This window comes from Arthrobacter sp. zg-Y179, assembly GCF_020907345.1.
GTDB classification, from domain to species: domain Bacteria; phylum Actinomycetota; class Actinomycetes; order Actinomycetales; family Micrococcaceae; genus Arthrobacter_B; species Arthrobacter_B jinronghuae.
The window spans coordinates 40862-63940 of sequence record NZ_JAJJOB010000009.1 but is presented as its reverse complement, the minus strand read 5'-3'; the positions used below and the strand labels follow the sequence as shown (position 1 = coordinate 63940).

The following is a 23079-nucleotide window of genomic DNA, read 5'->3' as shown; positions in this document are numbered from 1 at the left end:
CCCGGGGCTACACCACCTTCAGGATGACGGTGGAGCCCTCGGGGGCGGTTCCCGCACCCGGTTCCTGGTCCCGGACCAGGCCGAGCAATCCGCCCAGCAGATTCTCCACCTCGACGGTGAACCCGCGGCTTTCCAGGTCAGTCCGCGCGGTCTCGGCGCGCTGTCCCACGTAATTCGGGACCTCAACCATCCGCGGGCCGAGGGAAATGGTCAGCGTAACGGTGGAACCGCGCTCCAGCAGTCCGGATGCCGGCGTCTGGGCGACAACCGCGCCCGCCGGCACGGTAGTGCTGTTCACTTTGTCCGGAGCCACGGCAGCCGTGAGTCCGGCGTCTTCAACGGCTTTCACTGCAGCTTCCTCACCCAGGCCCGTGACCGCGGGGACCTCGACGGGTGCCGGTCCCATGGAAACCGTGACGTCCACCGGCGCTCCGAGCCGCAGCAGCGTATCGGGCAGCGGCTGCTGGCTGATGATGCTGCCCGCTTCAATGCTCTCGCTGTACTCCTCCGTGACTGCGCCGAGCGCGAGCTCGCCCTCCTGAAGGTCAGCCCGGGCAGCTTCGAGCGTGCGCTGGACGACGTTGGGGACGGAAAACAGCTGCGGACCCTTGGAGACGAGCAGCTTCACCGGCTGGAAGCGGCGGATTTCCCGGGCCGCGCCGGGATCGGTGCCCACGGCCAGCCCTGCCGCCACCACTTCATCGAACACTTCATCGGTGGTGTAGTTCAGGCCGGCGTCGCCCAGCTGTGTGCCGGCTTCCTCGACGGAAGCATTGCTCACGTCCGGCACGGAGACAAGGGCGCCGGGGCCGGCACCGAAGAACCAACCGGCAAAGGCAACCGCCGCAAGCAGTACCGTCAGCAGCACGGCCAGCAGGATGCCCCGGCGGCGCGGCTTTCCGCTGCGAAGGGATACCTGCGGGCGATGGGCCTCACGGTCGTTTAGCCGCTGCCGGTCGCGTTCATCCCGCTGCGCCAGGCGCCGACGCGCGTTCGGGCTGAGATCGGCTTCGTCGTCTGCGTCATAGTCGTCGTCCGGGCCCTCGGCGTCGTACCCGTCCCCATGGTCCGCACCGTCATCGCCTGCACCGCGGCTGCCGGCAGGAAATACCGTGGTGGCGTTGTCGTTCCGGTGGATGACCTCGGTGTGGTTCGCGCGGGTACCGCCGGCGCCCAATGCGGAGGTGTCGATGACGCTTGTGGCGGCACCGGCGGCCGTGAGGACTTCCGTGGCTCCGGCCAACGCCTCGGTGGGTGTGCCGGCGCCGGAGGGTCCGCTGGCCGTGCCCGGGGCGCACCGGAAGTCAAGCTCCGCGTCGCTAAGGGATGTGCGGATGTGCCGCAGCTCGCCCAGCAGGGCCCGGCCGTTGACCGGGCGTTCCTCGGGGTCCTTTGCAGTGCACCAGCGGACAAGCTCATCCAGGTCTTCTGCCAGTCCCGGGCACAGGTCCGAGGGCACGGGAACGGAGGAATGGACATGTGCGAAGGCCACCTGGATGGGTGAATCCCCGGTGAAAGGCTGCCGGCCCGTGAGCATTTCATAAAGCATGATGCCGGCTGAATAGACGTCGCTGCGTTCGTCGGCCCCGCCCGCAGTAACCAGTTCGGGTGCGAGGTAGGCGACGGTGCCCACCAGTGTTCCGGTGTTGGTGCTGGTGGACACGGCGCGCGCCAGTCCGAAGTCGGCGATCTTGATCCTGCCGTTGTCCGCAAGGAGCACGTTCTCCGGCTTGACGTCGCGGTGGACCAGGCCGGCGTCGTGCGCAGCGGCCAGCCCTTCGACCACCGCGTCCATCAGGGCCAGCGCAAGGCGCGGCGACAGGGGGCCGCGCTCGTCCAGCAGCCCGCGCAAGGTCCGTCCCGGCACATACTCCATCACGAGGTAAGCCAGGCTGTCGGTGATCCCCTGGTCCAGGACGCCCACTACGTGGGGGTGGGAAAGCCGCGCAGCGGATTTTGCTTCGCTTTCGAAACGCCGGAGGAAACCGCGGTCCGCGGCAAGGTGCGGGTAGAGCACCTTGAGCGCCACGTCGCGGTCCAGACGGCGGTCGGTAGCCAGGTAAACACTGGACATTCCGCCGCGCGCAACCAGGGACCTGACGAAGTAACGGTCGTCGACCAGCGTCTCAACGAGGGAGTCTTTCACGGGCTCATGCACTCTTAGATCCTAATGGCGGTACGCGGAAGGGCCCGGATCGACACCCGATCCGGACCCTTTCGCTGCACTCTGAGATGGCCTTACTGGAAGGACGCCCGGTGGGCAAGCACGGAACTGACGTAGTTGCGTGTATCCGCGAACATGCCGTAGGTGGTCACCGAGTACTGGCCCTGGTAGTAGGAAGCAATCGCGTTTTCCAGGCTGTCGCTGCTGCGGGTCAAAGCGCTGATGATCGCTACGCCGGCCGTGGCATTGTCGTACGGATCCAGCAGGTTCAGCTGCCGTCCTACCAGCTGCGAGGCCCATTCTCCGGAGGAGGGAATGACCTGCATGGTGCCGATGGCGTTGGCCGGGGAGACAGCCCGCTGGTCGAAGCCGGATTCCTGAAGAGCAAATGCCTGTGCCAGTGCCGGGTCGACACCCATCTGTACTGCAGTGTCAGCCACGATCTGCTGCATCTGCGCACGGCTGGGAACCGGCATTGAGTTAAGGGTCTGCTTGTTGAGGTTGGCGTCGGCGACGGTGTGCTCGGGGTAGGTGTAGTGCAGGAAGGTGTTGGGAACCAGATCCGTGGGTGCGGCTGCCACAGGAGCGGCGGCGGTGACGCTGACGGTGCTGCCGTCCACGGTGATTTTCTGGCCGGGGCGGATCACCGAGGTCTGGGACAGGCCGTTGGAGGCCATGATGCCGGAGAGGCTTACGCCGTGCTTCGCGGCGATTGCGCTGAGGGTATCCCCGGCGGCAACCGTGTACGTGCCGCCGGTACCGGGGGCAGCACCGGTAGGCGCCGTGGGAGCGGCCGGGGCTGCGGCGGGTGCCTGGCCGTCGATGCGGATCGACTGGCCCGGGTAGATGACGGAGGTGAGGGTCAGGCCGTTCGCAGCGAGGACACTGGAGAGGCTGACGCCGTGCTTTCCGGCGATTGCGCTGAGGGTATCCCCGGAGACCACCGTGTAGGTGCCTTCGGCGGCAGCGGAGGTGGAAGCAGCGGGTGCGGATGCTCCGCCGAGGCGGAGATCGTCCCCTGCGAAGATCAACGACGACGGCTGCAGGTTGTTCACGCGCAGCAGTTCCGTCACGGACAGACCGTACTGTGCGGCAATTGAACTGACCGTGTCGCCGGAAACGATCCGGTGCGTGGCAGGAACGGCCGACTCAGCCGGCAGCGTCGCGGGAACCTGGGTGGCCAGCTGCGAGGCGGTAACTCCGGTGGCGGCCCCGGTGTTCAGGTTCTTGATGGCCTGCAGGGGGAGCTGGGGGAACAGTGTGTTCTGGGGTGCGGCGGGGGCGGCGGCAGCCGGCTCGGCAAGAGCCAACGCGGACATCATCACTGCAGGAATGGCGGCGGTCGTCACGGCAACACTCAGTTTGCGCGGTATTCCTGTAGCAACGGGACGCGCCTCGGGCGTTCCCGTATTGGACTGAGCGTTCATATGGTGATGTTTCCTCATCTGTGTTGGCCGCGGCCTTTACCGCAAATCCCTTGGATTAAAAACAAGTATTGGAACGGGTGTTACTGCTGTTGTTTATGTGACTAGTGGTGTGCTAGTTACTGATGTGATTACAGGTACTAATGTGAATTTACACTAACCAGCACCCGGCACAATACCCGGGTAGTCCTTTTTGTGTTTCAGTTCTGTTGCCAAACGGCCGAGTGGCCCGGGCAACCCCGGACGTGGCACCCTTGAAGGGTGAATGAACTCGAGGAACTTGTTTCCGACTGGCTGACCCTGCCCGATGTGGCTGAACAACTCGATCTCCCTATTAACAAGGTGCATAGCCTGCTGGAGGAGCGCGCCCTGGTGGCTGTGCGCCTCGGTGAGCGGAAGATCCGCAGCATCCCTGCTGCTTTTATCGCTGACGGCTCCGTGCTGGACAGCCTGAAGGGCACCATTTCGGTGCTCGATGACGCAGGCTTCCACGACGACGAGATGATCCGCTGGCTCTTCACGGCCGACGACACGCTGCCTGGCCGTCCCGTGGATGCGCTCCGCGAAGGGCGCAAGACGGAGATCCGCCGCCGTGCACAGGCGCTGGGCTGGTAACAACGCCTAACGCAGCACCTAAATAAGGAGCTGCCGGTCTTCGGACTGGCAGCTCCTTATTAATTGGGGATCTTTGTATTGTTCGTGGTGGTTCGCTAGGAGCTGCGCCGGACGGCTGAGTGGGCCAGCGCGTCAAGGGCGGCCCGGGGGATGCCGTCAAGGGGGAGTGCGGCCAATGCGGTAAACGCTGTTTCCGTATGCCTCGAGATGAGTTCCTCCGTTGCGGCCAGCGCCCCGGTGTCCAGGATGATTCCGCGCAGCCGGGCCACGCCGTCGTCGTCCAGCTCCGGATCCCCAAGCCGGGCCGTGATCTCTTTCCGGGCGCTCTCGTTTCCGCTGGACAGGGCGTAGGCAATCAGGACCGTGCGTTTACCTTCACGCAGGTCGTCTCCTGCCGGCTTGCCCGTGGTCCGGGGGTCTCCGAAAACACCCAGCACATCGTCCCGCAGCTGGAACGCCTCGCCCAAGGGCAGGGAGAAGCGGGAATAGCCAGCCAGGATCTCCGGGCCGGCACCGGCCAGGGCGCCGCCGAGGGTCAGGGGATGCTCCGTGGTGTACTTCGCCGCCTTGTAGCGCAGGATATTCAGCGCCCGGACGACGGCGTGTTCGGGGTCGTGGCCCGGACCTGCAACCTCTTCCAGGATGTCGAGGTACTGCCCGGCCATGACCTCTGTGCGCATGCGGTTGAAGATGCGCCGGGCCTCGGTGCCGTGAGCCGCGCGGGGACCTACCGCGGAAAACATTTCCTCACTAAGGGACAGACAAAGATCACCGGCAAGGATGCCTGCCGATGAACCGAAATGTAATCCGTCCAGATGCCAGTTGGAGTCCGCGTGTGCCATCGAGAACGTGCGGTGGACGCTCGGCCCGCCGCGGCGGGTGTCGGACCGGTCGATGATGTCGTCGTGGATCAGTGCGGCACTCTGGAACAGTTCCAGTGCGACGCCGGCCCGGACGGCTTCCGGCTGCAGGGGAGTTCCGCCTGCGCCGCGCCATCCCCAGTAAGCAAGGAGAGCCCGCAGCCGCTTCCCTCCGCGGGCAAGGTTGTGCACGGCATCCAGCAGGGGAAGTGCCTCGAGGGAGACCTCGGAGAGCAATGAGTGCTGGAGTGCCAGGAAATCCTCGAGTTCCGTACCCAGCAGGCCCCGGTATGTAGCCTGCTCCTCCTGTGCGGATTCGATTGGGGTGGCGGACACTGTCATTTCACCGCTTCTGCGAGGACCGTGGCGCCGACAGTCACCGTTGCCGGGCCGCCCTCCTTGGTGATCGCCGTGATGTTGACAGTTTCGGGTTCGCCGGCGCCGGTGCGCACGTAGTCGCGCGACGAAGGGGAACCCGCGGCCGCTTCCGCTGCAGTGAATCCCTGCGCAACCAGCTTGGCATCGTAAAAGGAGAGGATCTCGGCTGCGGGAGCATCCGAGGACTCCACTAATACGGCGGTGAGCGTTCCGTTTGCCCGGTCCACGCTGCTTGAAAGGAGCTCCGCGCCATTCATCACCGGGATGAGGTCGGAGGGGAACCCCTCCGCGAGGGCAACGGGAGACGCCGTGGGTGTCGGGGAGCTGGAAGGAACACCGGAGGTAGGGGATGCGGACTGGGAATCGGCGTTCCCTGCGCCGTCGGTGGAGCATCCGGCTGCCGCCAGGATCAGGGCCGCGGCAGAGAGCATCGTGAGCGTCTTTTTCATCGGGTTCCGCTTCGGTGGGGGTCAGGGTCCTGCCACCCAGTCTAGGCGAACCGAAAACCGCTCCAGCGAAGATGGTTAGGGTGCCGAAAAAGAAGCGAGGCAGCGGGAAAGACATAAATGGGGGCAGTGCTGGCTACGATGATGGAGTGAGCAATGGTCCCGACGCCGGCGGCGGCAACCGCGACTGCACCATAATGCACGTGGATATGGACGCTTTTTATGTTTCCGTAGAGCTGCTCAAACGGCCCGATCTGGTGGGCAGGCCCGTCATTGTAGGCGGGCTCGGGGGACGGTCCGTGGTCCTGTCCGCGTCCTACGAGGCGAGGCGTTACGGAGTCCGTTCTGCCATGCCGATGGCCGTTGCCCGCAGGCAGTGCCCGCAGGCTGTGGTGCTGGAGCCGCACCAGGAGGTCTATCGGAGTTTCTCCGGGCAGCTGATGCAGATCTTCGAATCCATTACTCCGCTGGTGGAACAGCTCAGCGTCGACGAGGCCTTCCTTGATATCGCGGGAGCCATGCGCAGGCTCGGGCCGCCCCGGGTGATCGGTGAGCATATCCGCGAGCGTGTTGCCGCCGAACTGGGCATGACCGCCAGTGTCGGCATTGCCGCCACCAAGTTCGTGGCCAAGATCGCTTCCACCCGATGCAAACCCAACGGACTGCTGCTGGTGCCCAAGGAGCAGACAGTGGACTTCCTCCACACCTTGGACGTTTCTGCGTTGTGGGGAGTAGGGGCCAAGACCCGCGAGGTGCTGGCGCGCGTCGGCATTGCAACGGTGGCGGATGTGGCCAATACCCCGCCGACTGTGCTCCGCCGGCTGCTCGGGGCCGCGGGGGACCACGTGTACGAATTGTCCTGGGGGCGGGATAACCGGGCCGTAACGCCCGTAAGGCGCGAAAAGAGCATCGGCGCAGAGGAAACATTCGCGTCCGACGTCAGCGACGACGACGTGCTGCACACTGAGCTGCTTCGGCTGGCACACCGGAGCGCCGTCCGCCTCCGGGCTGCCGGACTCCAGTGCAGGTCCGTTTCCCTGAAGCTGCGTTATGCGGACTTCACGACGTTGACCCGCACCCGCACCCTTCCCGAACCGGTGGACAGCGCCCAGATGATTTACGAGACGGCCAAAGGCCTGCTGACTGCCCTGGGATCGCGGCCGCAAAGCGTCCGGCTGATAGGACTGCGGGTTGAACAACTTGAATCCGCCGAAGGTGCTGCCATGCAGTTGACCCTGGACGGTCGGGAGGACAGCTGGCGTTCGGCAGAGGATGCGCTGGATCGGATCAACCGGCGGTTCGGTGACCTGGGCGTTGTGCCTGCCCGGCTCATCGCCCCGTCTCCCCGGAAGCCCCCGGGGGAGCCGGATCAGTTCCCGGGCTGAACTACTTCCGGCTCCGGATCGGCTGTGCGTCGAGGCTGGTTCCCTACCCGGTGGAATACGTGGACGTGCCGCTTTCGTGCGGACCGGTTGCCACCTATCCTTGGACTAAGTGCAAAGCAGCAGCGAGCCTGCGCGGGAACATCCGGCGCCACACGTTCGTTGGTTGGTTTACAGGGGCAGGACCGGACGGCAAGGAGGCGGCAATGGCACTGTCGGAACACGAGCAGCGCTTGCTGGATCAACTGGAGCAGCAATTACACGCCGAAGATCCAAAATTCGCGAACTCAATGGCGACGTCCGCGGGCCGTGGGATCTCGACCAGGCGCATAGTCCTCGGCGCCTTGCTGGCTGTGGTGGGCTTGGGTGTGATGCTTCTGGGAATTACGGAAGCAGGCATTCTGGTCGGCGTACTGGGGTTCCTCATCATGGGTGCGGGCGTGTACTACGCAACCACCCGGGGACGCAAGAATCCGCCGGCGTCAACAGACGGGCGCAAGGAGCGTGAGTCCAGTACACAGCGTGGATTCATGAATAACCTGGAAAGCAAGTGGGACGAACGCAAACGCGACCAGCCGTAGGTACACCCGCTCGGCGCCGCAGGCCCTGGACCCCGTGACAGCTCAGGACCAAAGGGTGGCAGGCAGGTAGGAAGCGCAAAAAGGATCCGTTTCGGCGGGTCCTTTTTTGTGCCCTTTTCCCTGTTCGGGATGCATTTCCGGAGCCAATGTCGGTTGTCTAAACCCCTCCACAACACCCCACCGGCCAGAATCCGCATCAACATGCGGATTTTGGACACGACGCGCCCGGAATACAACGTGCGAAGGCGTTGACTGTGGAGGGAAGTGGAGTAAAGTGGGGGACATAAGAGGGTAGGGGCGGTACTCAAGGGGTTTACCCCCAATCGGACAGGGCGGTGCGGGATGTTCCTAGGAACACATTCGCCGCGTCTGGACGAGAAGGGGAGGCTGATCCTGCCGGCCAAGTTCCGTGAGGAACTGGCCGACGGCCTTGTCCTGACCAGAGGTCAGGAGCGCTGCATCTACGTCTTCAGCCAGAAGGAATTCGAGCGGGTCCACGACCAGATGCGGGAAGCTCCACTTTCCTCCCGCCAGGCGCGTGACTACATTCGGGTCTTTCTCTCAGGAGCCTCTGACGAAGTTCCAGACAAGCAGGGCCGGGTAACCATTCCGCAGGCACTGAGGTCGTACGCGGGACTTGGACGCGAACTGGTCGTTATCGGCGCCGGTACGCGGGCCGAGATCTGGGATGCAACCGCTTGGCAGAGCTATCTGGCAGAACAGGAAACCGCGTTTTCGGAAACAGACGAAGACGCGATTCCAGGGATTTTCTAGCAGTACCCACCCACTACAACCCGGGCCGGGTCTTGGACGAGATCTCCCGCCGCCCCACCGCAAGGCCGTCTGGCTTCCCTTCCCCGGAGCCAGAAGGTACGCAGCGGTGAGGCGCGGATGGGGGTCTGGTTTAAGAACCGGCCGCAGGGCAAACAACACTACGAATGGAAGGAAGCCTCAGATGAGCGAAGAGCGCCCCACCGAGGAACGGCATGTTCCGGTGCTGCGCGACCGCTGCATCAACCTCCTGGCTCCTTCCATCGAAAGCGCCGTGGCCGACCACGGCCGTGCGGTTGTAGTAGATGCCACCCTGGGAATGGGCGGGCACACCGAAGCCATGCTGCAGCGGTTCCCGCAGCTTCACGTGATCGGTATTGACCGGGACCGGCAGGCACTGGCACTGGCAGGCGAGAGGCTGGAGCCGTTTGCGGACCGGATTGACCTGGTCCATGCGGTCTACGACGAGATAGCGGATGTCGTCACGGACCTGGGATTCGAGGGCATCGACGGTGCGCTGTTCGATCTGGGCGTTTCCTCGCTGCAGCTTGATGAACGGGACCGGGGCTTCGCCTACTCGTACGACGCGCCCCTCGACATGCGGATGGACACCACCCGCGGGCGTACCGCTGCAGACATCGTCAACACCTACGGCGAGGCGGAGCTGGTAGGCATCATCCGGAAATGGGGCGAGGAGAAGTTCGCAGGGCGAATCGCCTCGGCCATTGTTGCCGCACGTGCTTCGAAGCCCTTCACCACCACCGGCGAGCTCGTCGAGACGATCCGCGGGGTCGTCCCGGCGGCAGCTGCGCGAACCGGCGGTCATCCTGCCAAGCGGACGTTCCAGGCCCTGCGCATCGAGGTGAACGAGGAACTCGATGTCCTCGAGCGGGCCATTCCGGCATCGTTGTCGGTGCTGAATATGGGCGGACGCGTGGTGGTGATGTCCTACCACTCGCTCGAAGACAAGATCGTCAAGGGCGTCTTCGCCGCAGGAGCGCGTTCCTCCGCTCCCAAGGGTTTCCCCGTTGAGCTTGAACAGCACAAGGCCCAGCTCAAGAGGCTGACCAAGGGCACCGAGGTGCCTACGGACGAGGAAATTGCCGAGAATCCCCGTGCAGCCTCCGCAAAACTCCGTGCAGTAGAACGAATCCGCAAACCCATGGATGGGGCCAGGAAATAATGAGTGAACGTCGGCCATCGGCCCGATTCAGCACCATGGCGTCAAGCGCTGTTGTCGGCAACACGGCGCGCGCGCTTGATTGGGATGCTGCGGCCCCCGCCACCACCGTAAAGCGGCGCACCCCGCTGTCGCTGGTGCCCGCCGCCTCACGCCGCAAACGTGCCCCGTTCGCGGTCTTCTGCTTCGCTGCCCTCGTCCTCGGACTGGCCTCGGTGCTGTTGCTGAACATCTCGGTTTCCAGCGGCCAGTACGAGCTGGTGCAGCTGCAGAGCCAGAAGGCGGAACTGGCCCAGCGCAACGAAGCACTGACCCAGAAGATTGAAAACCATCAGGCACCCCAGGTCCTGGCTGCTTCCGCGGCCGATCTCGGCATGGTCTCTTCGCCGAGTTTCGGCACCATCGACTTCCAGACACTCGCAGTCACCGGCAATCCGGAGGCAGCCAAGGAAGGCGAGCCCGCCGAGCTGCTGATCGGGGCACCGAGTGTCCTGACCCAGCCGATCACCCCCGCGCCCTCCGTGGTTCCGGAAGAGCCGCAGGAATCGGTACGGGCGATCGTGGAGCAGGAGGAAGCCGCCGCACGCGCCGCAGCAGCCGAAGCCGCAGCAGCCGACGCCGCAGCATCCGAAGAAGCCGCACGGACTCCGGAAGCGGATCCGGCCCAGTCTCCGGACGTCGTCCCTGAAGGCGAACTGAACGGCGGCACCATCCCCGCGCCCGTGCAGCGAAGCGGAAACTAATCCAAGCAGTCATCAAAATTTAGGCATGAACGAGGACACGTTGTGGCACAAAAATCCGGCCCGGACAACCACAGGGTGGCCATCGTTACCGGACGCCTGCGCACCGGACTGATCCTGGCCCTGGCATTACTGCTCGCGCTCGGACTCCGGCTGTTCCACGTCCAGGCAGTGGACCCCGACGGCATGGCGCAGAGCGCCGTGGATAACCGGCTCGTGACGGTCACCGTACCGGCGCTGCGCGGCAGCATCCTTGACTCCAACGGCAATTACCTGGCCCGGAGCGTGGAGCGGTTCGACATTGTGGTGGACCAGCGCCTTTCGCAGGACATCGGCGAGAAATTCAAGCGCCGCGACGCCGAGGGGAAACTCCAGGACGTTACTTTCGACCAAGCGTTTGACGAACTTGGCGCCATCCTCGGCCAGGATCCGGAAACCCTGCGCTCTGCACTGCTGGGGGAGAAGGGCTTCAACTTCGTTGCCAAAACCGTCACCCCGGAAATCAAGGAGAAGGTCCTCGCCGTAAAGTTCCCGGGGATCTACGCGGACCGGACCACGCTGCGGACCTACCCCTCCGGGTCAGTAGCCGGGTCCATTGTGGGCTTCCTCGGCACCGAAGGCGCGCAGGAAGGCCTCGAGCTGACCCAGGACGAAATCCTTGCCGGCGAGGCCGGCAGCAAGACCTACGAAATCGGCGGCGACGGTATCCGCATCCCCTACGCCACCAATGAGGATGAACCCGTCCACGACGGGGAATCGATAAAGCTGAGCATCGACCAGGACCTGCAGTGGTTTGCCCAGCAGACCATTGCCGCACAGGTGAATGAATATGACGCCGAGTGGGGCAACATCGTGGTCATGGAGGCCGATACCGCCCGAGTGATCGCGCTGGCGGAATCCACCACGGTGGACCCCAACAACCCCGGCGCAACCCCGGCGGAGTCGCGGAAGGCACGGTCCGTCACGGACTTCTTCGAGCCCGGTTCCACCACCAAGGTCATCACCATGGCGGCCGCCATCGAAGAAGGCATCACCACCCCCGAGACGCGGCTGGAGATCGAACCCACCTACACCGTCGACGGCCAGACCTTCAAGGACGCCGTCCCGCACGGGACCGTCAAGATGACCGTAGCGGGTGTGCTGGCCAAGTCCATGAACACCGGAACGGTAATGGTCGGTCAGCAGCTGACGCCGCAGCAGCGGTACGACTGGCTGCGGAAGTTCGGGATCGGCCAACCGCTGAACATTGGACTCAACGGCGAAACCGCAGGTCTGCTGCCGGAACCCGATGCCTGGGACGGACGGCAGCAGTACACCGTGCTGTTCGGGCAGGGCCTGACGCAGACAGCGCTGCACACGGCTAGCGTCTTCCAGACCATTGCCAACGACGGCGTGCGCGTCCAGCCGAGCATCATCGACTCCGTCATCAAGGAAGACGGCACAGAGCAGCCCATCGAAAAGGAACCGGGTACGCGGGTTGTCTCCGAGGAGACCGCGGAGCAGGTCCAGCACATGATGGAAACGGTCACCAAAGACGGCTCCGGTAAGACAGGCGAGTTGAAGCAGTACCGGGTCGGTTCCAAGACGGGAACGGCTGAAGCCCCCGGGCCGAACGGCGGCTATTCAGGCTCCACCCTCTCTTATGCTGGTATTGCACCCATGGATGATCCGAAGTACGTGGTTGTGGTGACCCTCCAGCGGCCCCAGGGCGACCTCTACTACATCATTCCGGGCCAGTCCTTCCAGAAGGTCATGGAACAGGCGCTGGTGAGCAACAACGTGCCCCCTTCCACGGGTGAACCCGAGACTTACCCCATTGAGTACTAATTCCTGGAGCATTGAAGTGCCAATAAGTGAAAATCCTCCCGCCGGATCCGGTCTCCGTCCCGGTGCCGTGGATCCGGTCACCGTGCGCGCCGCCGTGCAGGCACTGCCCGTGCAGCTGCGGGACGTTGCCCCTGCCGCAGGAACGGCGGAAGCAGCCTGGGGCACGGAGCTCACGGGACTCACGATCAATTCCCGTGAGGTGCTCCCCGGCGACCTCTATGTAGGCATTGCCGGCGCCCGCCACCACGGCGCCCGCTTCGCAGAGGCAGCGGAAGCGGCCGGAGCGTCGGCGGTCCTGACCGACGAGGCGGGGCTGGCCCATCTGGCCGACCTGCACATTCCGGTCTTCGTTGCCGGTGATGTCCGCAGGCTGGTGGGGCCGCTGGCCGCCGCCGTCTTCAACAGCGTTCCCGCGGACGGCCCCCGCCCCGCCCTGTTCGGCATCACGGGCACCAACGGGAAAACCACCACCTCCTACTTCGTGAATTCGCTCCTGCAGTCGCTCGGGCGTACCACCGGGCTGATCGGCACGATCGAGATCCTCGCCGGCGGGGAAGCCATTCCGAGCGTCCTGACCACGCCCGAATCACCTCAGGTGCACGGGCTGCTGGCCTTGATGCGTGAGCGGGGCCTGGACGCCGCCACCATGGAGGTGTCCTCCCACGCGATTACCTACCGCCGCGTTGACGGTGTCCGTTTCGACGTCGCCGGGTTCACCAACCTCACCCAGGACCATCTGGACCTGCACGGGTCCATGGAGGAATACTTCACTGCCAAGGCCGCACTGTTCCAGCCGGACCGGGCCCGCCGGGCCGTCGTCACGGTAGATGACGAATGGGGAGTGAAAATGGCAGCCCGGGCGGGGGTGCCCGTCCTGACGCTCGCTACTGACGGCACCGGCCGCGACGCCGATTGGTCCGTCACGGACATTGAGCCCCGCGGGCTCGGACACTCCTTCAGTATCCGCGGACCGGTTGGGGAGCGGCTGCGGGTCTCCACCGCCCTGCCGGGAACCTTCAACATCTCCAACGCCGCGCTGGCCACAGTGATGGTGCTGGCCTCCGGCGTTCCCGCAGAAACCGTGCAGTCCGCCCTGGACTCCTCTGATCCGTTCACCGTCGAGGTGCCCGGACGGATGCAGCTGATCGGTGAAGAGCCGGCAGCCATTGTTGACTTTGCCCACAACCCCGATGCCCTGACCCGCACCCTTGCCTCCGTGCGGCGTCCCGGAGGCGACTCGCGGGTGATTATTGTCTTTGGGGCCACCGGAGAGCGGGACCAGACCAAGCGGCCGCTGATGGGAGCCATCGCGGCCCGGCTTGCCGACGTCGTCGTCGTCACCGACGATGACCCGCACGGCGAGGACGCCGCCGCTATCCGCGCAGACGTCCTGCGCGGTGCCGAGGGTGCACGGACGGAGGAAAGCCTGCCGTGCGTCATTGAAGAAGTAGCGCCCCGTGCCGTTGCCATCGACCGTGCCGTTGAACTGGCGCGTCCGCAGGACACCGTGCTGGTGGCCGGCCGCGGCCACGAAGTGTGGCAGGAAGTCATGGGGGAGAACCTTGCCCTGGATGACCGGGTGGAACTGCGCCGGGCTTTGACAAGATACGGATTCAGTGCCCTTTCGAGCGACGGGGTAGAGTCCTAAATCGTCATGATTGAACTTAATGCAGCCGAAATAGCGGCAATTACAGGCGGCGAGCTGATCGGCCCGGCCGCACAGACTCCCGGTCTCGTCGTGACTTCCGCCACCACGGATTCGCGCGACGCCGTACAGGGCACGCTCTTCATTGCCAAGCCCGGCGAGAACTCGGACGGACACCTGTTCGTGGGCGCCGCTTTTGCCCGCGGCGCCATGCTGGCACTCGTCGAGCGGCCGGTGGCCGACGACGCCGGTGCGCTCTACCCGGGCGTGATGGTTCCCGACGTCGTCCTGGCGATGGGCACCCTTGCCGCGGAGATCGTCCGCCGGCTCCGGGAGCACGGCGAACTGACCGTCATCGGCATCACGGGATCAGCCGGCAAGACCACCACCAAGGACCTGCTGGCCGGCGTGCTGGCCGAGGCAGGTCCCACCGTCGCCCCCGTAGGTTCCTACAACGGCGAAGTCGGCCTCCCGCTGACCGTGTTCACCGCCGGCTACGGAACCCGCTACCTCGTAATGGAAATGGGTGCCACCCGCATCGGCAACATCCGCTACCTTGCGGAGATGGTGAAGCCGGATATCGGCGTCGTCCTCTTCGTGGGTTCCGCGCACGCCGGTGAGTTCGGCGGCGTGGACAACATCGCCGTCGCCAAGGGAGAGCTCGTGGAAGCGCTGCCCGCCGGCGGCACCGCCATCCTTAACGCGGACGACATCCGCGTCGCGGCGATGGCGGAGCGCACCCAGGCGCCCGTCCTCTACTTCACCTCCTCGCCCGAGGAAGCGCACGGCGCCAAGAACGCCGTCCGTGCCCTGGACGCACGCACCGACGCCGAGGGCAGGCCCGTCTTTACGCTGCTGCTGCCCGACGGCAGCCGGCACGAAATCCGCTCCGGGCTCATCGGCGCCCACCACACCGCGAACCTGCTGGCGGCCGCGGCCGCAGCCTACGCCGCGGGCATTCCGGGCGAGCAGATAGCCGCGGGGCTTTCCGGCCGCGCTGCAGCCAGCCGCTGGCGCATGGAGCGCACCGACCGCGCCGACGGCGTCACGGTGATCAACGATGCCTACAACGCGAACCCGGAATCCATGCGGGCGGCCCTGCGCACCCTGGCCGAACTCGGCCGGGAACGGCGCACCTGGGCAGTCCTGGGCGAAATGCTGGAGCTCGGCGAGGATGCCGTCACCGAACACGACGCCATCGGCCGCTACGCTGTCCGGCTCAATATTTCCAAACTCATTGTCGTGGGCACAGGTGCCCGCGCCATGCACACCGGTGCGGTCATGGAGGGCTCCTGGGGGGAGGAATCCACCTTCGTGGAGACGGTGGAGGATGCCGAGCGCATCCTTGCCGAGTCCCTCGCACCCGGCGACCTTGTCCTGTTCAAATCCTCCAACGGGGCGGCCCTGCGCTTCCTCGGCGATCGGATAGCCTTGACCCCTGTACCACCGTCCGCAGCAACTGATCCGGCGAGTGCGCCGGCGCGCACCGAAGGGACCGGAGGAGAGAACCTGTGATCTCCCTGCTTGTAGGGTCTTCGCTGGCTCTGGTCTTCGCCTTTGCCGGAACACCCCTGTTCATCCGTTTCCTGGTGCGGAAAGGGTACGGCCAGTTCGTCCGCGACGACGGCCCCACCTCCCACCACACCAAGCGCGGCACCCCCACCATGGGCGGCGCCGTCATCGTGGCCTCCGTGGTGGCCGCGTACTTCCTGACCCACCTCATCAGCGGCATGCTCGGCTTCGGGTCCTTCAGCCCGACGGCGTCCGGCCTGCTGGTCCTGCTGCTCACCGTGGGTATGGGCATGGTCGGCTTTATTGACGACTACACCAAGATTTCCAAGCAGCGCAGCCTGGGCCTGAACGCCAAGGCAAAGATCATCCTGCAGGCAGTCGTCGGCATCACCTTTGCCGTGCTGGCCCTGCAGTTCCCCAATGAACAGGGGAGGACGCCGGCGTCGACCGCGGTCTCCTTCATCCGCGACACGAACTTCGACCTTGCCTTCGCGGGAACGGTGATCGGCGCGATCCTGTTCGTGATCTGGTCCCTGGTCATCATCACCGGCACGACCAACGGCGTGAACCTCGCCGACGGCCTCGACGGCCTGGCCGCCGGCGCCTCGGTACTGGTGTTCGGGGCCTACTTCCTGATCGGGATCTGGCAGTACAACCAGAGCTGCGGTTCGCCGGACGCCGAGGGCGTCTGCTACGAGGTCCGCGACCCGATGGACCTGGCCCTGCTGGCCGGTGCCATGGCGGGTGCCCTCATCGGCTTCCTCTGGTGGAACACCTCGCCCGCGAAGATCTTTATGGGCGACACGGGCTCGCTGGCCATCGGCGGCGCCATTGCGGCGTTCGCCATCCTCTCGCGGACCGAGCTGCTGCTGGTGATCCTTGCCGGCCTGTTCGTGATCATCACCCTTTCCGTCATCATCCAGGTGGGCTACTTCAAGCTCAGCGGCGGCAAGCGCGTGTTCAAGATGGCTCCGCTGCAGCACCACTTCGAGCTCAAGGGCTGGGCCGAGGTCACCGTGGTGGTCCGGTTCTGGATTATCGCCGGCCTCTGCGTTGCCGTGGCGCTGGGCATCTTCTACGCCGAATGGGTGGTGGGACTGTGAGTGCACCCCTTGCCGAACTGACCACGTGGGATGCCGACTGGAGCGGACTGCGCGTAGTCGTCACGGGCATCGGCCTCTCCGGCTTCTCCGCAGCGGACACCCTGATCGAACTCGGGGCCCGGGTAGTAGTGGTGGACGCCAGGGACACCGAGGAGAACCGCGCCAAGGCCGACACCCTTCGGATTGTCGGCGCCGCGGACATCCTGCTCGGCGCCGACGCAGTGGCCGGGCTTCCCCCGGTCGACGGCGAAGCCCCTGACCTCGTGGTGACCTCACCGGGCTTCCGGCCCACCCACCCGGTGCTGGCGGCAGCCGCCGCAGCGGACATTCCTGTCTGGGGCGACGTCGAGCTGGCCTGGCGGGTGCGTATCCGCGAAGGCCGCAAGACCGCCCAGTGGCTGGCCATCACCGGCACCAACGGCAAGACCACCACGGTCTCGATGACCGAAAGCATGCTCCGGGCCGCCGGACTGCGCGCCATCGCAGCCGGCAACGTCGGGACTCCGATCCTGGATGCGATCCGGGATCCGGAAGGCTTCGACGCCATTGCCGTGGAACTCTCCAGCTTCCAGCTGCACTGGACACACTCCATTTCCCCGCTGGCCAGCGTATGCCTGAACATCGCCGAAGACCACGTGGACTGGCACGGCTCCTATGAGGCCTACCTGGCCGACAAAGCGAAGATCTACGAAAACACGCAGGTCGCCTGCATCTACAACGCCGAGCAGTACGAGACCGAGCGTATGGTCGAGGAAGCCGACGTGGTGGAAGGCTGCCGCGCGGTGGGCTTCACCACCGGCGTGCCGGCCGTGAGCATGGTCGGAGTGGTCGAAGGACTGCTGGTGGACCGGGCCTTTATCGAACAGCGCAAGGACTCCGCCGCGGAGCTTGCAGCCATGGCCGACCTGGGGGAGTACGCGCCCCGGCACATGGTGGCCAACGCCCTGGCGGCGGCCGCACTGGTGCGTGCCCTCGGCGTCGAACCGGCGGCGGTCCGGGACGGACTGCGGGCCTATTCGCCGGGAGACCACCGGATCCAGCCCGTGGCCCGCCTTAACGACATCCTCTGGATCAATGACTCCAAGGCGACCAACCCGCACGCGGCGTCGGCGTCGCTGGCTGCCTTCACCAGCGTTGTCTGGATTGCCGGCGGCCTGTCCAAGGGCGTTCACTACAACGACCTCGTTGCCGAGCACCGGGGCCGGCTCAAGGCCGTGGTGCTGATCGGAGCGGACACCGCAGATCTGCAGGCAGCCCTGGCACAACACGCACCCGATGTGCCGGTCATCCACGCCCTTGTGCAGCAGACTGGGGAACGGCAGCTGACGGCGGCACCGGTCACCAGTGCCGAAGAGATCATGGTCAGGGCAGTCGCTGCGGCGGCCGCCGTGGCCGAAGCAGGAGACACAGTGCTGATGGCGCCGGCAGCAGCTTCCATGGACCAGTTCACTTCCTATGCCCACCGCGGCGAGGCTTTCATCGAAGCCGTCGCAGGGTATATGAGCGAACAGCAGGCACCGGGACAGGCACAGACTCCGAAGGAGCCCTAGATTGGTCACCACGCCCACCGGCAGCAAACGCAAACCGGTCATGCGCCGGAACCCTGGCGCAACAGCCAATAAAGGTACGGGCGCGGTGACAGCGAAAACCGCTCCGGAGAAGGCCCCTGCCGGAAAACGCGGCGCTGGCTCCGGAACAGCACCGGACCGTCCGGCCAAACCGGCGTCGTTCATTGAACGGTTCCTGGTCTTCCTGGAGGGCAGCGGACGCAGCGCCACCGGCTCCAGCTATTACACGATCCTTGGTGCCACGCTGGCCCTCACCGCCATCGGCCTGATGATGGTGCTTTCGGCGTCCTCGGTTGAATCCATTGCCGCCGCTGCCGGCAGCGATGCGGGAGCGGCTACGACCTTCGATCTGTTCCTGAAGCAGTCCATGTTCGCTGCGGCAGGTGTTGTGGCCATGCTGGGGCTCTCGCGGCTCGGTCCGCCGCACTACCGGTTCCTCTCGTGGTTCCTTTATGCCGCTGCCGTGGTCCTGCTGATCCTGGTGCTGGTGATCGGCAAGGAAGTCAACGGCAACAAGAACTGGATTGAGATCGGGCCCATCACGGGACAGCCATCCGAAGCGGCGAAGCTGGCCATGGCCATCTGGTTCGCGGCGGTCCTGTCCCGGAAGGGGCGGCTGATCAACGAATGGAAGCACGCCCTTATTCCGGTGGTCCCCGGCGGCGGGATCCTGATCCTCCTGGTTATGCTCGGAAGCGACCTCGGCACCGTGATCGTGATGGGCATGATCATGGTGGCTGCCCTGTTCTTCGCCGGCGCTCCGCTGCGCTTCCTGGGCGTCCTCGCCGCGGGAGCAGCCATGGGAGCGGTACTGATGTCCCTGGTGAGCAGCAACCGCTCCAGCCGGATCAGCGCCTGGCTCCAGCTGGACTGCAGCACCGGCCTCTGCGACCAGGCCAACGCCGGCATGTACGCGCTGGCTTCCGGCGGCTGGCTGGGGGTGGGCATCGGCCAGAGCCGGCAGAAATGGAACTGGATCCCGGAAGCCCACAATGACTTCATCTTCGCCATTATCGGCGAGGAGTTCGGCCTGCTGGGAACGCTCGTCGTCGTCAGCCTCTTTGCCGTCCTCGCGATCGCGACGGTCCGGGTCACCATGCGCCACACCGACCCGTTCATCCGCATCGTCTGCGGCGCCATCCTGGTCTGGATCATCGGACAGGCCTCCGTGAACATTGCCATGGTGACCGGGCTGCTCCCCGTCATCGGCGTTCCGCTGCCGTTCATTTCCTATGGCGGTTCCTCCCTGACCTTCACGCTCGCCGCCGTCGGCGTCCTGCTTTCCTTTGCCCGCAAAATCCCCGAAAGTGAACCAACAGCTCCATGACGCAGCCTTCCCTCTCCGTAGTCCTGGCCGGAGGCGGCACCGCCGGGCACATCAGTCCTCTCCTGGCCATTGCAGATGCCGTCACGGCACACCGCCCCGACGCCCGCATCACAGTGGTGGGGACCGCGTCCGGAATGGAAACACGCCTGGTGCCCGCGGCGGGCTACGAGCTGGTGACCATTGACCGGGTCCCCATGCCCCGGAGGCCTTCCGCGGACCTGGCCAAACTGCCGGGCCGACTGATCCGTGCGGTGCGTCAGGCCGGCGAGATCCTGGACGCCGCACAGGCCGACGTCGTTGTGGGCGTGGGCGGCTACGTTTCCACGCCGGTGTACCTGGCGGCCCGCCGCCGGTCGCTTCCCGTGATCGTGCATGAGGCCAATGCGCGTCCGGGGCTGGCCAACCGAGTGGGTGCCCGCTTCGCCGCCGTGACAGGCGTGGCCTTTGAATCCACCCGCCTGCCCCGGGCGACGTGGGTCGGCATGCCGATGCGCCGGGAAATCTCCGGGCTGGACCGCAGTGCCGCCCGCAATGCGGCACGGTCCGCCCTCGGGCTGGAGCAGGACCGTCCCACGCTGGTGGTGACCGGAGGTTCTTCCGGTGCCGCAAGCATTAACCGGGCAGTGGAGCACGCCCTGCCGGCATTGGCGGCGGCGGGAATCCAGACGCTGCACATCACCGGCCGCGGAAAGTCCCTCGTGGACGCCGACGGGAAACCGATCGCCGCCCGCGGCTACACCCAGGTGGAGTACGTCGACGGCATGGAGCAGGCCTACGCGGCTGCGGACCTGCTGCTGGCCCGCTCCGGGGCGGGAACCGTCTGCGAAATCAGTGCGGTGGGCCTGCCTGCCGTCCTGGTTCCGCTGCCGCACGGCAACGGCGAACAGGCACTCAACGCCGAAGCCCTGGTGGCTGCCGGCGGCGCGCTGACGGTTGCCGATTCCCTCTTCACAGCCGAGTGGATTTCCGACAGGCTGATACCTTTGCTGGCCGATCCGGAGGCAATGGACGCCATGGCAAAGGCATCGGCGGCGTTGGGTATCCGTGACGCGGACCAGCGGATGGCTGCATTCATCCTCGAAGCAAGCGATAGGTCAAAGGCATGAACCGGCTGAACCCGACAGACCTTGGGAACGTACACTTCATCGGCCTGGGCGGCGCCGGCATGTCGGCCGTTGCCCGGGTACTCCTGGCCCAGGGCATTGAAGTCTCCGGCTCCGATTCCAAGGACTCGCCGGGGCTGCGTGCCCTTGAAGCGCTGGGGGCCACGGTGTTCGTGGGGCACGACGCCGGACACGTTGCCGGCGCCGACACGGTAGTCGTGTCAACGGCCATCCGCGAGCAGAATCCTGAACTCGCGGCAGCACGGTCCCGGGGGCTGCGGATCATCCACCGCTCGGTTGCGCTCTCCGCGGCCATGGGGGAGCAGGACCTCATTGCGGTGGCCGGTACCCACGGCAAGACCACCACCACGGCCATGGTGACCGTGATGCTGCGCGAGGCCGGCCTGGATCCTTCCTTCGCCATCGGCGGCGACGTTGCCGCCCTTGGCGTCAACGCGGCCCACGGGGCGGGACCGGTCTTCGTGGCCGAAGCCGATGAATCGGACGGTTCCTTCCTGAACTACAACCCGCGGATCAGCGTGGTCACCAATGTCGAGGCAGACCACCTGGACCACTACGGCACGGAGGAAGCGGTCTTCGCCTCCTTCGACGCCTTCACCGCGCTGCTGCCGGCGGATGGACTCCTGGTTGCCTGCGCGGACGACGCCGGTGCCGTAGCCCTCATTGAACGTTGTCCGGGCGTCCGGGTAGCCACCTACGGCTACGCGGACAGCGCGGACGTGCGGGTTACGGATACCCGCCCGGCGGGCGCCGGCTCGGTGAGCACCCTGCACTACACCGTGGAAGGCCGCGACGCCGAGGTGCAGCTTGCCCTGCAGGTTCCGGGCGCGCACAACATCCTGAACGCGGCTGCGGCCTTTGCCGTAGCCCTGGAACTGGGCGTTGATCCCCGGACGGCCGCAGCGGGACTGGGTACGTTCTCCGGCGCCGCCCGGCGGTTCGAATCCCGCGGCAGCGCACGCGGCGTGCAGGTGTTCGACGATTACGCCCACCATCCCACCGAAGTCCACGCAGCACTGAAGGCTGCCCGTACAGTGGCCGGCGGGCACCGGGTGCATGTGTTGTTCCAGCCGCACCTGTTCAGCCGGACCCGCAATTTTGCGGCGGAATTTGCGGCCGCCCTGGATCTGGCCGATACAGCCACCGTGCTGGACATCTATCCGGCCCGGGAAGATCCGATTGCAGGCGTCACGAGTGAGCTGATCACGTCCCGCCTGCATGTCCCCGGCGGCTATGCCGATAGCCCGGACCGCGCCGTGGCCCGGGTTGCAGACAGTGCCGACGAGGGAGATATCATCCTGACCGTCGGTGCCGGTGACGTCACCGCGCTCGGATCCGAACTGGTTGCCCGTCTGTCCGCCGTTCCGGCCCGTTCGGCCGCCTCAGCGGGGAAAGCCGCCAATGGCCGGTAGGAAGCGCTCCGGGAGCGACGACGAGACCATCACGGCCACGCGGGCCCTGGATCCGGAAGACCAGGTGGTCCGCCCGGCCGCCGGTTCCACCGCCGTCCGGCCGGCTGCCGGCGCCCCCAAGGCGAAGTCTGCGGGGAAGTCTGCGGGGAAGGGGAAATCCGCGGGGAAGCCTGCGGGCACTTCAGCCGGCAATGTCCCGGGCCGCTGGCCAGGAACCCGGCGGTCCGCGGGCAAGTCCCCGGTGCCGGGTGCCGGCAGCGCAGGCACGGACGGAACGGTCCTGGCATTTCCGGAACCGCCCGGCAGGAGGCGGCGCAGGGCAGCATGGATCACGGTCGGCTCCGCGGTGTCCGTCACCGCACTGTTCTTTGCCCTGTTGTTCTTCTCACCGATGCTCGCCCTGAAGACCGTAGTGGTCGAGGGAACCGCGCTGCTGCCCCGTGAGCAGGCTGAAGCAGCGCTGGAGCCGTTGAAGGGGCAGACCCTGCCCACCATTTCCGACGCCGACGTGGAAGGGCTGCTGAAAGACCGCCCGGAAATCGAAAAGGTAGAGGTCGCTGCCCAGCCGCCGTCCACCCTGGTGGTTACGGTTACCGAACGCATTCCCGTGGCGGTGCTGCAGGACGGTGAAACGCATGTCCTCATCGACGAAGAAGGCCGCCGACTGGCAGTTGCAGCAGACCGGGCAGCGGTCGCCCTTCCGCTTATCGCCGGCGGAAGCGAAGCCATTAACGCGAGTGTTTTCCCCAGTATCACGGCCGTACTGGCGGCGCTGCCGCCGGAGGTGCTCGGCCGGCTCGAGAACGCCTCCGCCCAGACGCTGGATTCGGTCGAACTAAAGCTTAAGAGCGGGCAGACAGTATTCTGGGGGAGTGCCGATGCCAATGAGGCAAAGGCGCGGGTGCTTGAGGCGCTCCTGAAGATGGAGCCGTCAGATCCTCCGGTGCAGGTTTACGACGTAAGTACTCCCGACCGCCCGGTGACACGTTGACCGGTGCGGAGGACGGCCGGAAACCGTGC

The 23079-nt window shown here is 65.7% G+C and carries 19 protein-coding genes; 15 read left to right on the top strand and 4 right to left on the bottom strand.

The window, feature by feature from the left end:
- Positions 1 to 7: 7 nt before the first annotated feature.
- Together LOC56_RS11015 and LOC56_RS11010 are read right to left on the bottom strand one after the other, a co-directional pair.
- On the bottom strand, positions 8 to 2158 hold the full coding sequence (locus LOC56_RS11015) for a Stk1 family PASTA domain-containing Ser/Thr kinase (RefSeq protein ID WP_229952316.1): 2151 nt from the start codon (positions 2156 to 2158) through the stop codon (positions 8 to 10).
- Positions 2159 to 2238: 80 nt separating this feature from the next.
- Positions 2239 to 3591, bottom strand: coding sequence for a lytic transglycosylase domain-containing protein (locus tag LOC56_RS11010; RefSeq protein WP_229952315.1), 1353 nt, complete (start codon positions 3589 to 3591; stop codon positions 2239 to 2241).
- Between the two features lie 258 nt (positions 3592 to 3849).
- On the opposite strand from LOC56_RS11010, the gene LOC56_RS11005 reads away from it, so the two are divergent.
- Positions 3850 to 4203 carry an Rv2175c family DNA-binding protein gene (locus LOC56_RS11005; RefSeq protein WP_229952314.1) on the top strand — a complete coding sequence of 118 codons (354 nt, stop codon included), beginning with the start codon at positions 3850 to 3852 and terminating at the stop codon, positions 4201 to 4203.
- A 95-nt stretch (positions 4204 to 4298) separates the two neighbouring features.
- Here LOC56_RS11005 and LOC56_RS11000 read toward each other — a convergent pair whose 3' ends face one another.
- Complete coding sequence (locus tag LOC56_RS11000; RefSeq protein WP_229952313.1) at positions 4299 to 5405, bottom strand: polyprenyl synthetase family protein; 1107 nt, start codon at positions 5403 to 5405, stop codon at positions 4299 to 4301.
- Entirely contained in the window at positions 5402 to 5890 is a 489-nt protein-coding gene (locus tag LOC56_RS10995; protein WP_229952312.1) for a hypothetical protein, read from the bottom strand. The genes LOC56_RS11000 and LOC56_RS10995 overlap by 4 nt, the downstream gene beginning before the upstream one ends.
- Before the next feature lie 146 nt (positions 5891 to 6036).
- On the opposite strand from LOC56_RS10995, the gene dinB reads away from it, so the two are divergent.
- The 14 genes from dinB (at position 6037) to LOC56_RS10925 (ending at position 23050) form a co-directional block, all read left to right on the top strand.
- Positions 6037 to 7272, top strand: a complete 1236-nt coding sequence (gene dinB / locus LOC56_RS10990; RefSeq protein WP_331460934.1) for a DNA polymerase IV — start codon at positions 6037 to 6039, stop codon at positions 7270 to 7272.
- A gap of 203 nt (positions 7273 to 7475) precedes the next feature.
- A complete protein-coding gene (locus tag LOC56_RS10985; RefSeq protein ID WP_229952311.1) occupies positions 7476 to 7850 on the top strand; it encodes a DUF3040 domain-containing protein in 375 nt (124 codons plus the stop codon).
- A gap of 342 nt (positions 7851 to 8192) precedes the next feature.
- The gene (gene mraZ / locus LOC56_RS10980) at positions 8193 to 8624 is read left to right on the top strand and encodes a division/cell wall cluster transcriptional repressor MraZ (RefSeq protein WP_229952310.1); all 432 of its coding nucleotides are present in this window, start codon (positions 8193 to 8195) and stop codon (positions 8622 to 8624) included.
- A 181-nt stretch (positions 8625 to 8805) separates the two neighbouring features.
- On the top strand, positions 8806 to 9804 hold the full coding sequence (rsmH, locus tag LOC56_RS10975; protein ID WP_229952309.1) for a 16S rRNA (cytosine(1402)-N(4))-methyltransferase RsmH: 999 nt from the start codon (positions 8806 to 8808) through the stop codon (positions 9802 to 9804).
- Positions 9805 to 9839: 35 nt separating this feature from the next.
- On the top strand, positions 9840 to 10544 hold the full coding sequence (locus tag LOC56_RS10970; protein ID WP_229952308.1) for a hypothetical protein: 705 nt from the start codon (positions 9840 to 9842) through the stop codon (positions 10542 to 10544).
- A 42-nt stretch (positions 10545 to 10586) separates the two neighbouring features.
- Positions 10587 to 12368 (top strand): peptidoglycan D,D-transpeptidase FtsI family protein, encoded by a 1782-nt coding sequence (locus tag LOC56_RS10965; RefSeq protein ID WP_229952307.1) that lies wholly within the window; start codon positions 10587 to 10589, stop codon positions 12366 to 12368.
- The gene (locus LOC56_RS10960) at positions 12358 to 14016 is read left to right on the top strand and encodes a UDP-N-acetylmuramoyl-L-alanyl-D-glutamate--2,6-diaminopimelate ligase (RefSeq protein ID WP_231703752.1); all 1659 of its coding nucleotides are present in this window, start codon (positions 12358 to 12360) and stop codon (positions 14014 to 14016) included. The genes LOC56_RS10965 and LOC56_RS10960 overlap by 11 nt, the downstream gene beginning before the upstream one ends.
- A 6-nt stretch (positions 14017 to 14022) precedes the next feature.
- Positions 14023 to 15528 (top strand): UDP-N-acetylmuramoyl-tripeptide--D-alanyl-D-alanine ligase, encoded by a 1506-nt coding sequence (locus LOC56_RS10955; protein ID WP_229952306.1) that lies wholly within the window; start codon positions 14023 to 14025, stop codon positions 15526 to 15528.
- On the top strand, positions 15525 to 16628 hold the full coding sequence (gene mraY / locus LOC56_RS10950; protein WP_229952305.1) for a phospho-N-acetylmuramoyl-pentapeptide-transferase: 1104 nt from the start codon (positions 15525 to 15527) through the stop codon (positions 16626 to 16628). Before LOC56_RS10955 ends, mraY begins: the two co-directional genes overlap by 4 nt.
- Positions 16610 to 18178 (top strand): UDP-N-acetylmuramoyl-L-alanine--D-glutamate ligase, encoded by a 1569-nt coding sequence (gene murD / locus LOC56_RS10945; RefSeq protein ID WP_229952304.1) that lies wholly within the window; start codon positions 16610 to 16612, stop codon positions 18176 to 18178. The genes mraY and murD overlap by 19 nt, the downstream gene beginning before the upstream one ends.
- Before the next feature lie 85 nt (positions 18179 to 18263).
- Positions 18264 to 19523, top strand: a complete 1260-nt coding sequence (gene ftsW / locus LOC56_RS10940; protein WP_229952303.1) for a putative lipid II flippase FtsW — start codon at positions 18264 to 18266, stop codon at positions 19521 to 19523.
- Positions 19520 to 20629, top strand: coding sequence for an undecaprenyldiphospho-muramoylpentapeptide beta-N-acetylglucosaminyltransferase (gene murG, locus LOC56_RS10935; RefSeq protein WP_229952302.1), 1110 nt, complete (start codon positions 19520 to 19522; stop codon positions 20627 to 20629). The genes ftsW and murG overlap by 4 nt, the downstream gene beginning before the upstream one ends.
- Positions 20626 to 22059: a UDP-N-acetylmuramate--L-alanine ligase gene (murC, locus tag LOC56_RS10930; protein WP_229952301.1), complete on the top strand. Its 1434-nt coding sequence runs from the start codon at positions 20626 to 20628 to the stop codon at positions 22057 to 22059. The genes murG and murC overlap by 4 nt, the downstream gene beginning before the upstream one ends.
- Positions 22049 to 23050, top strand: coding sequence for a cell division protein FtsQ/DivIB (locus LOC56_RS10925; RefSeq protein ID WP_229952300.1), 1002 nt, complete (start codon positions 22049 to 22051; stop codon positions 23048 to 23050). The genes murC and LOC56_RS10925 overlap by 11 nt, the downstream gene beginning before the upstream one ends.
- Positions 23051 to 23079: the final 29 nt, after the last annotated feature.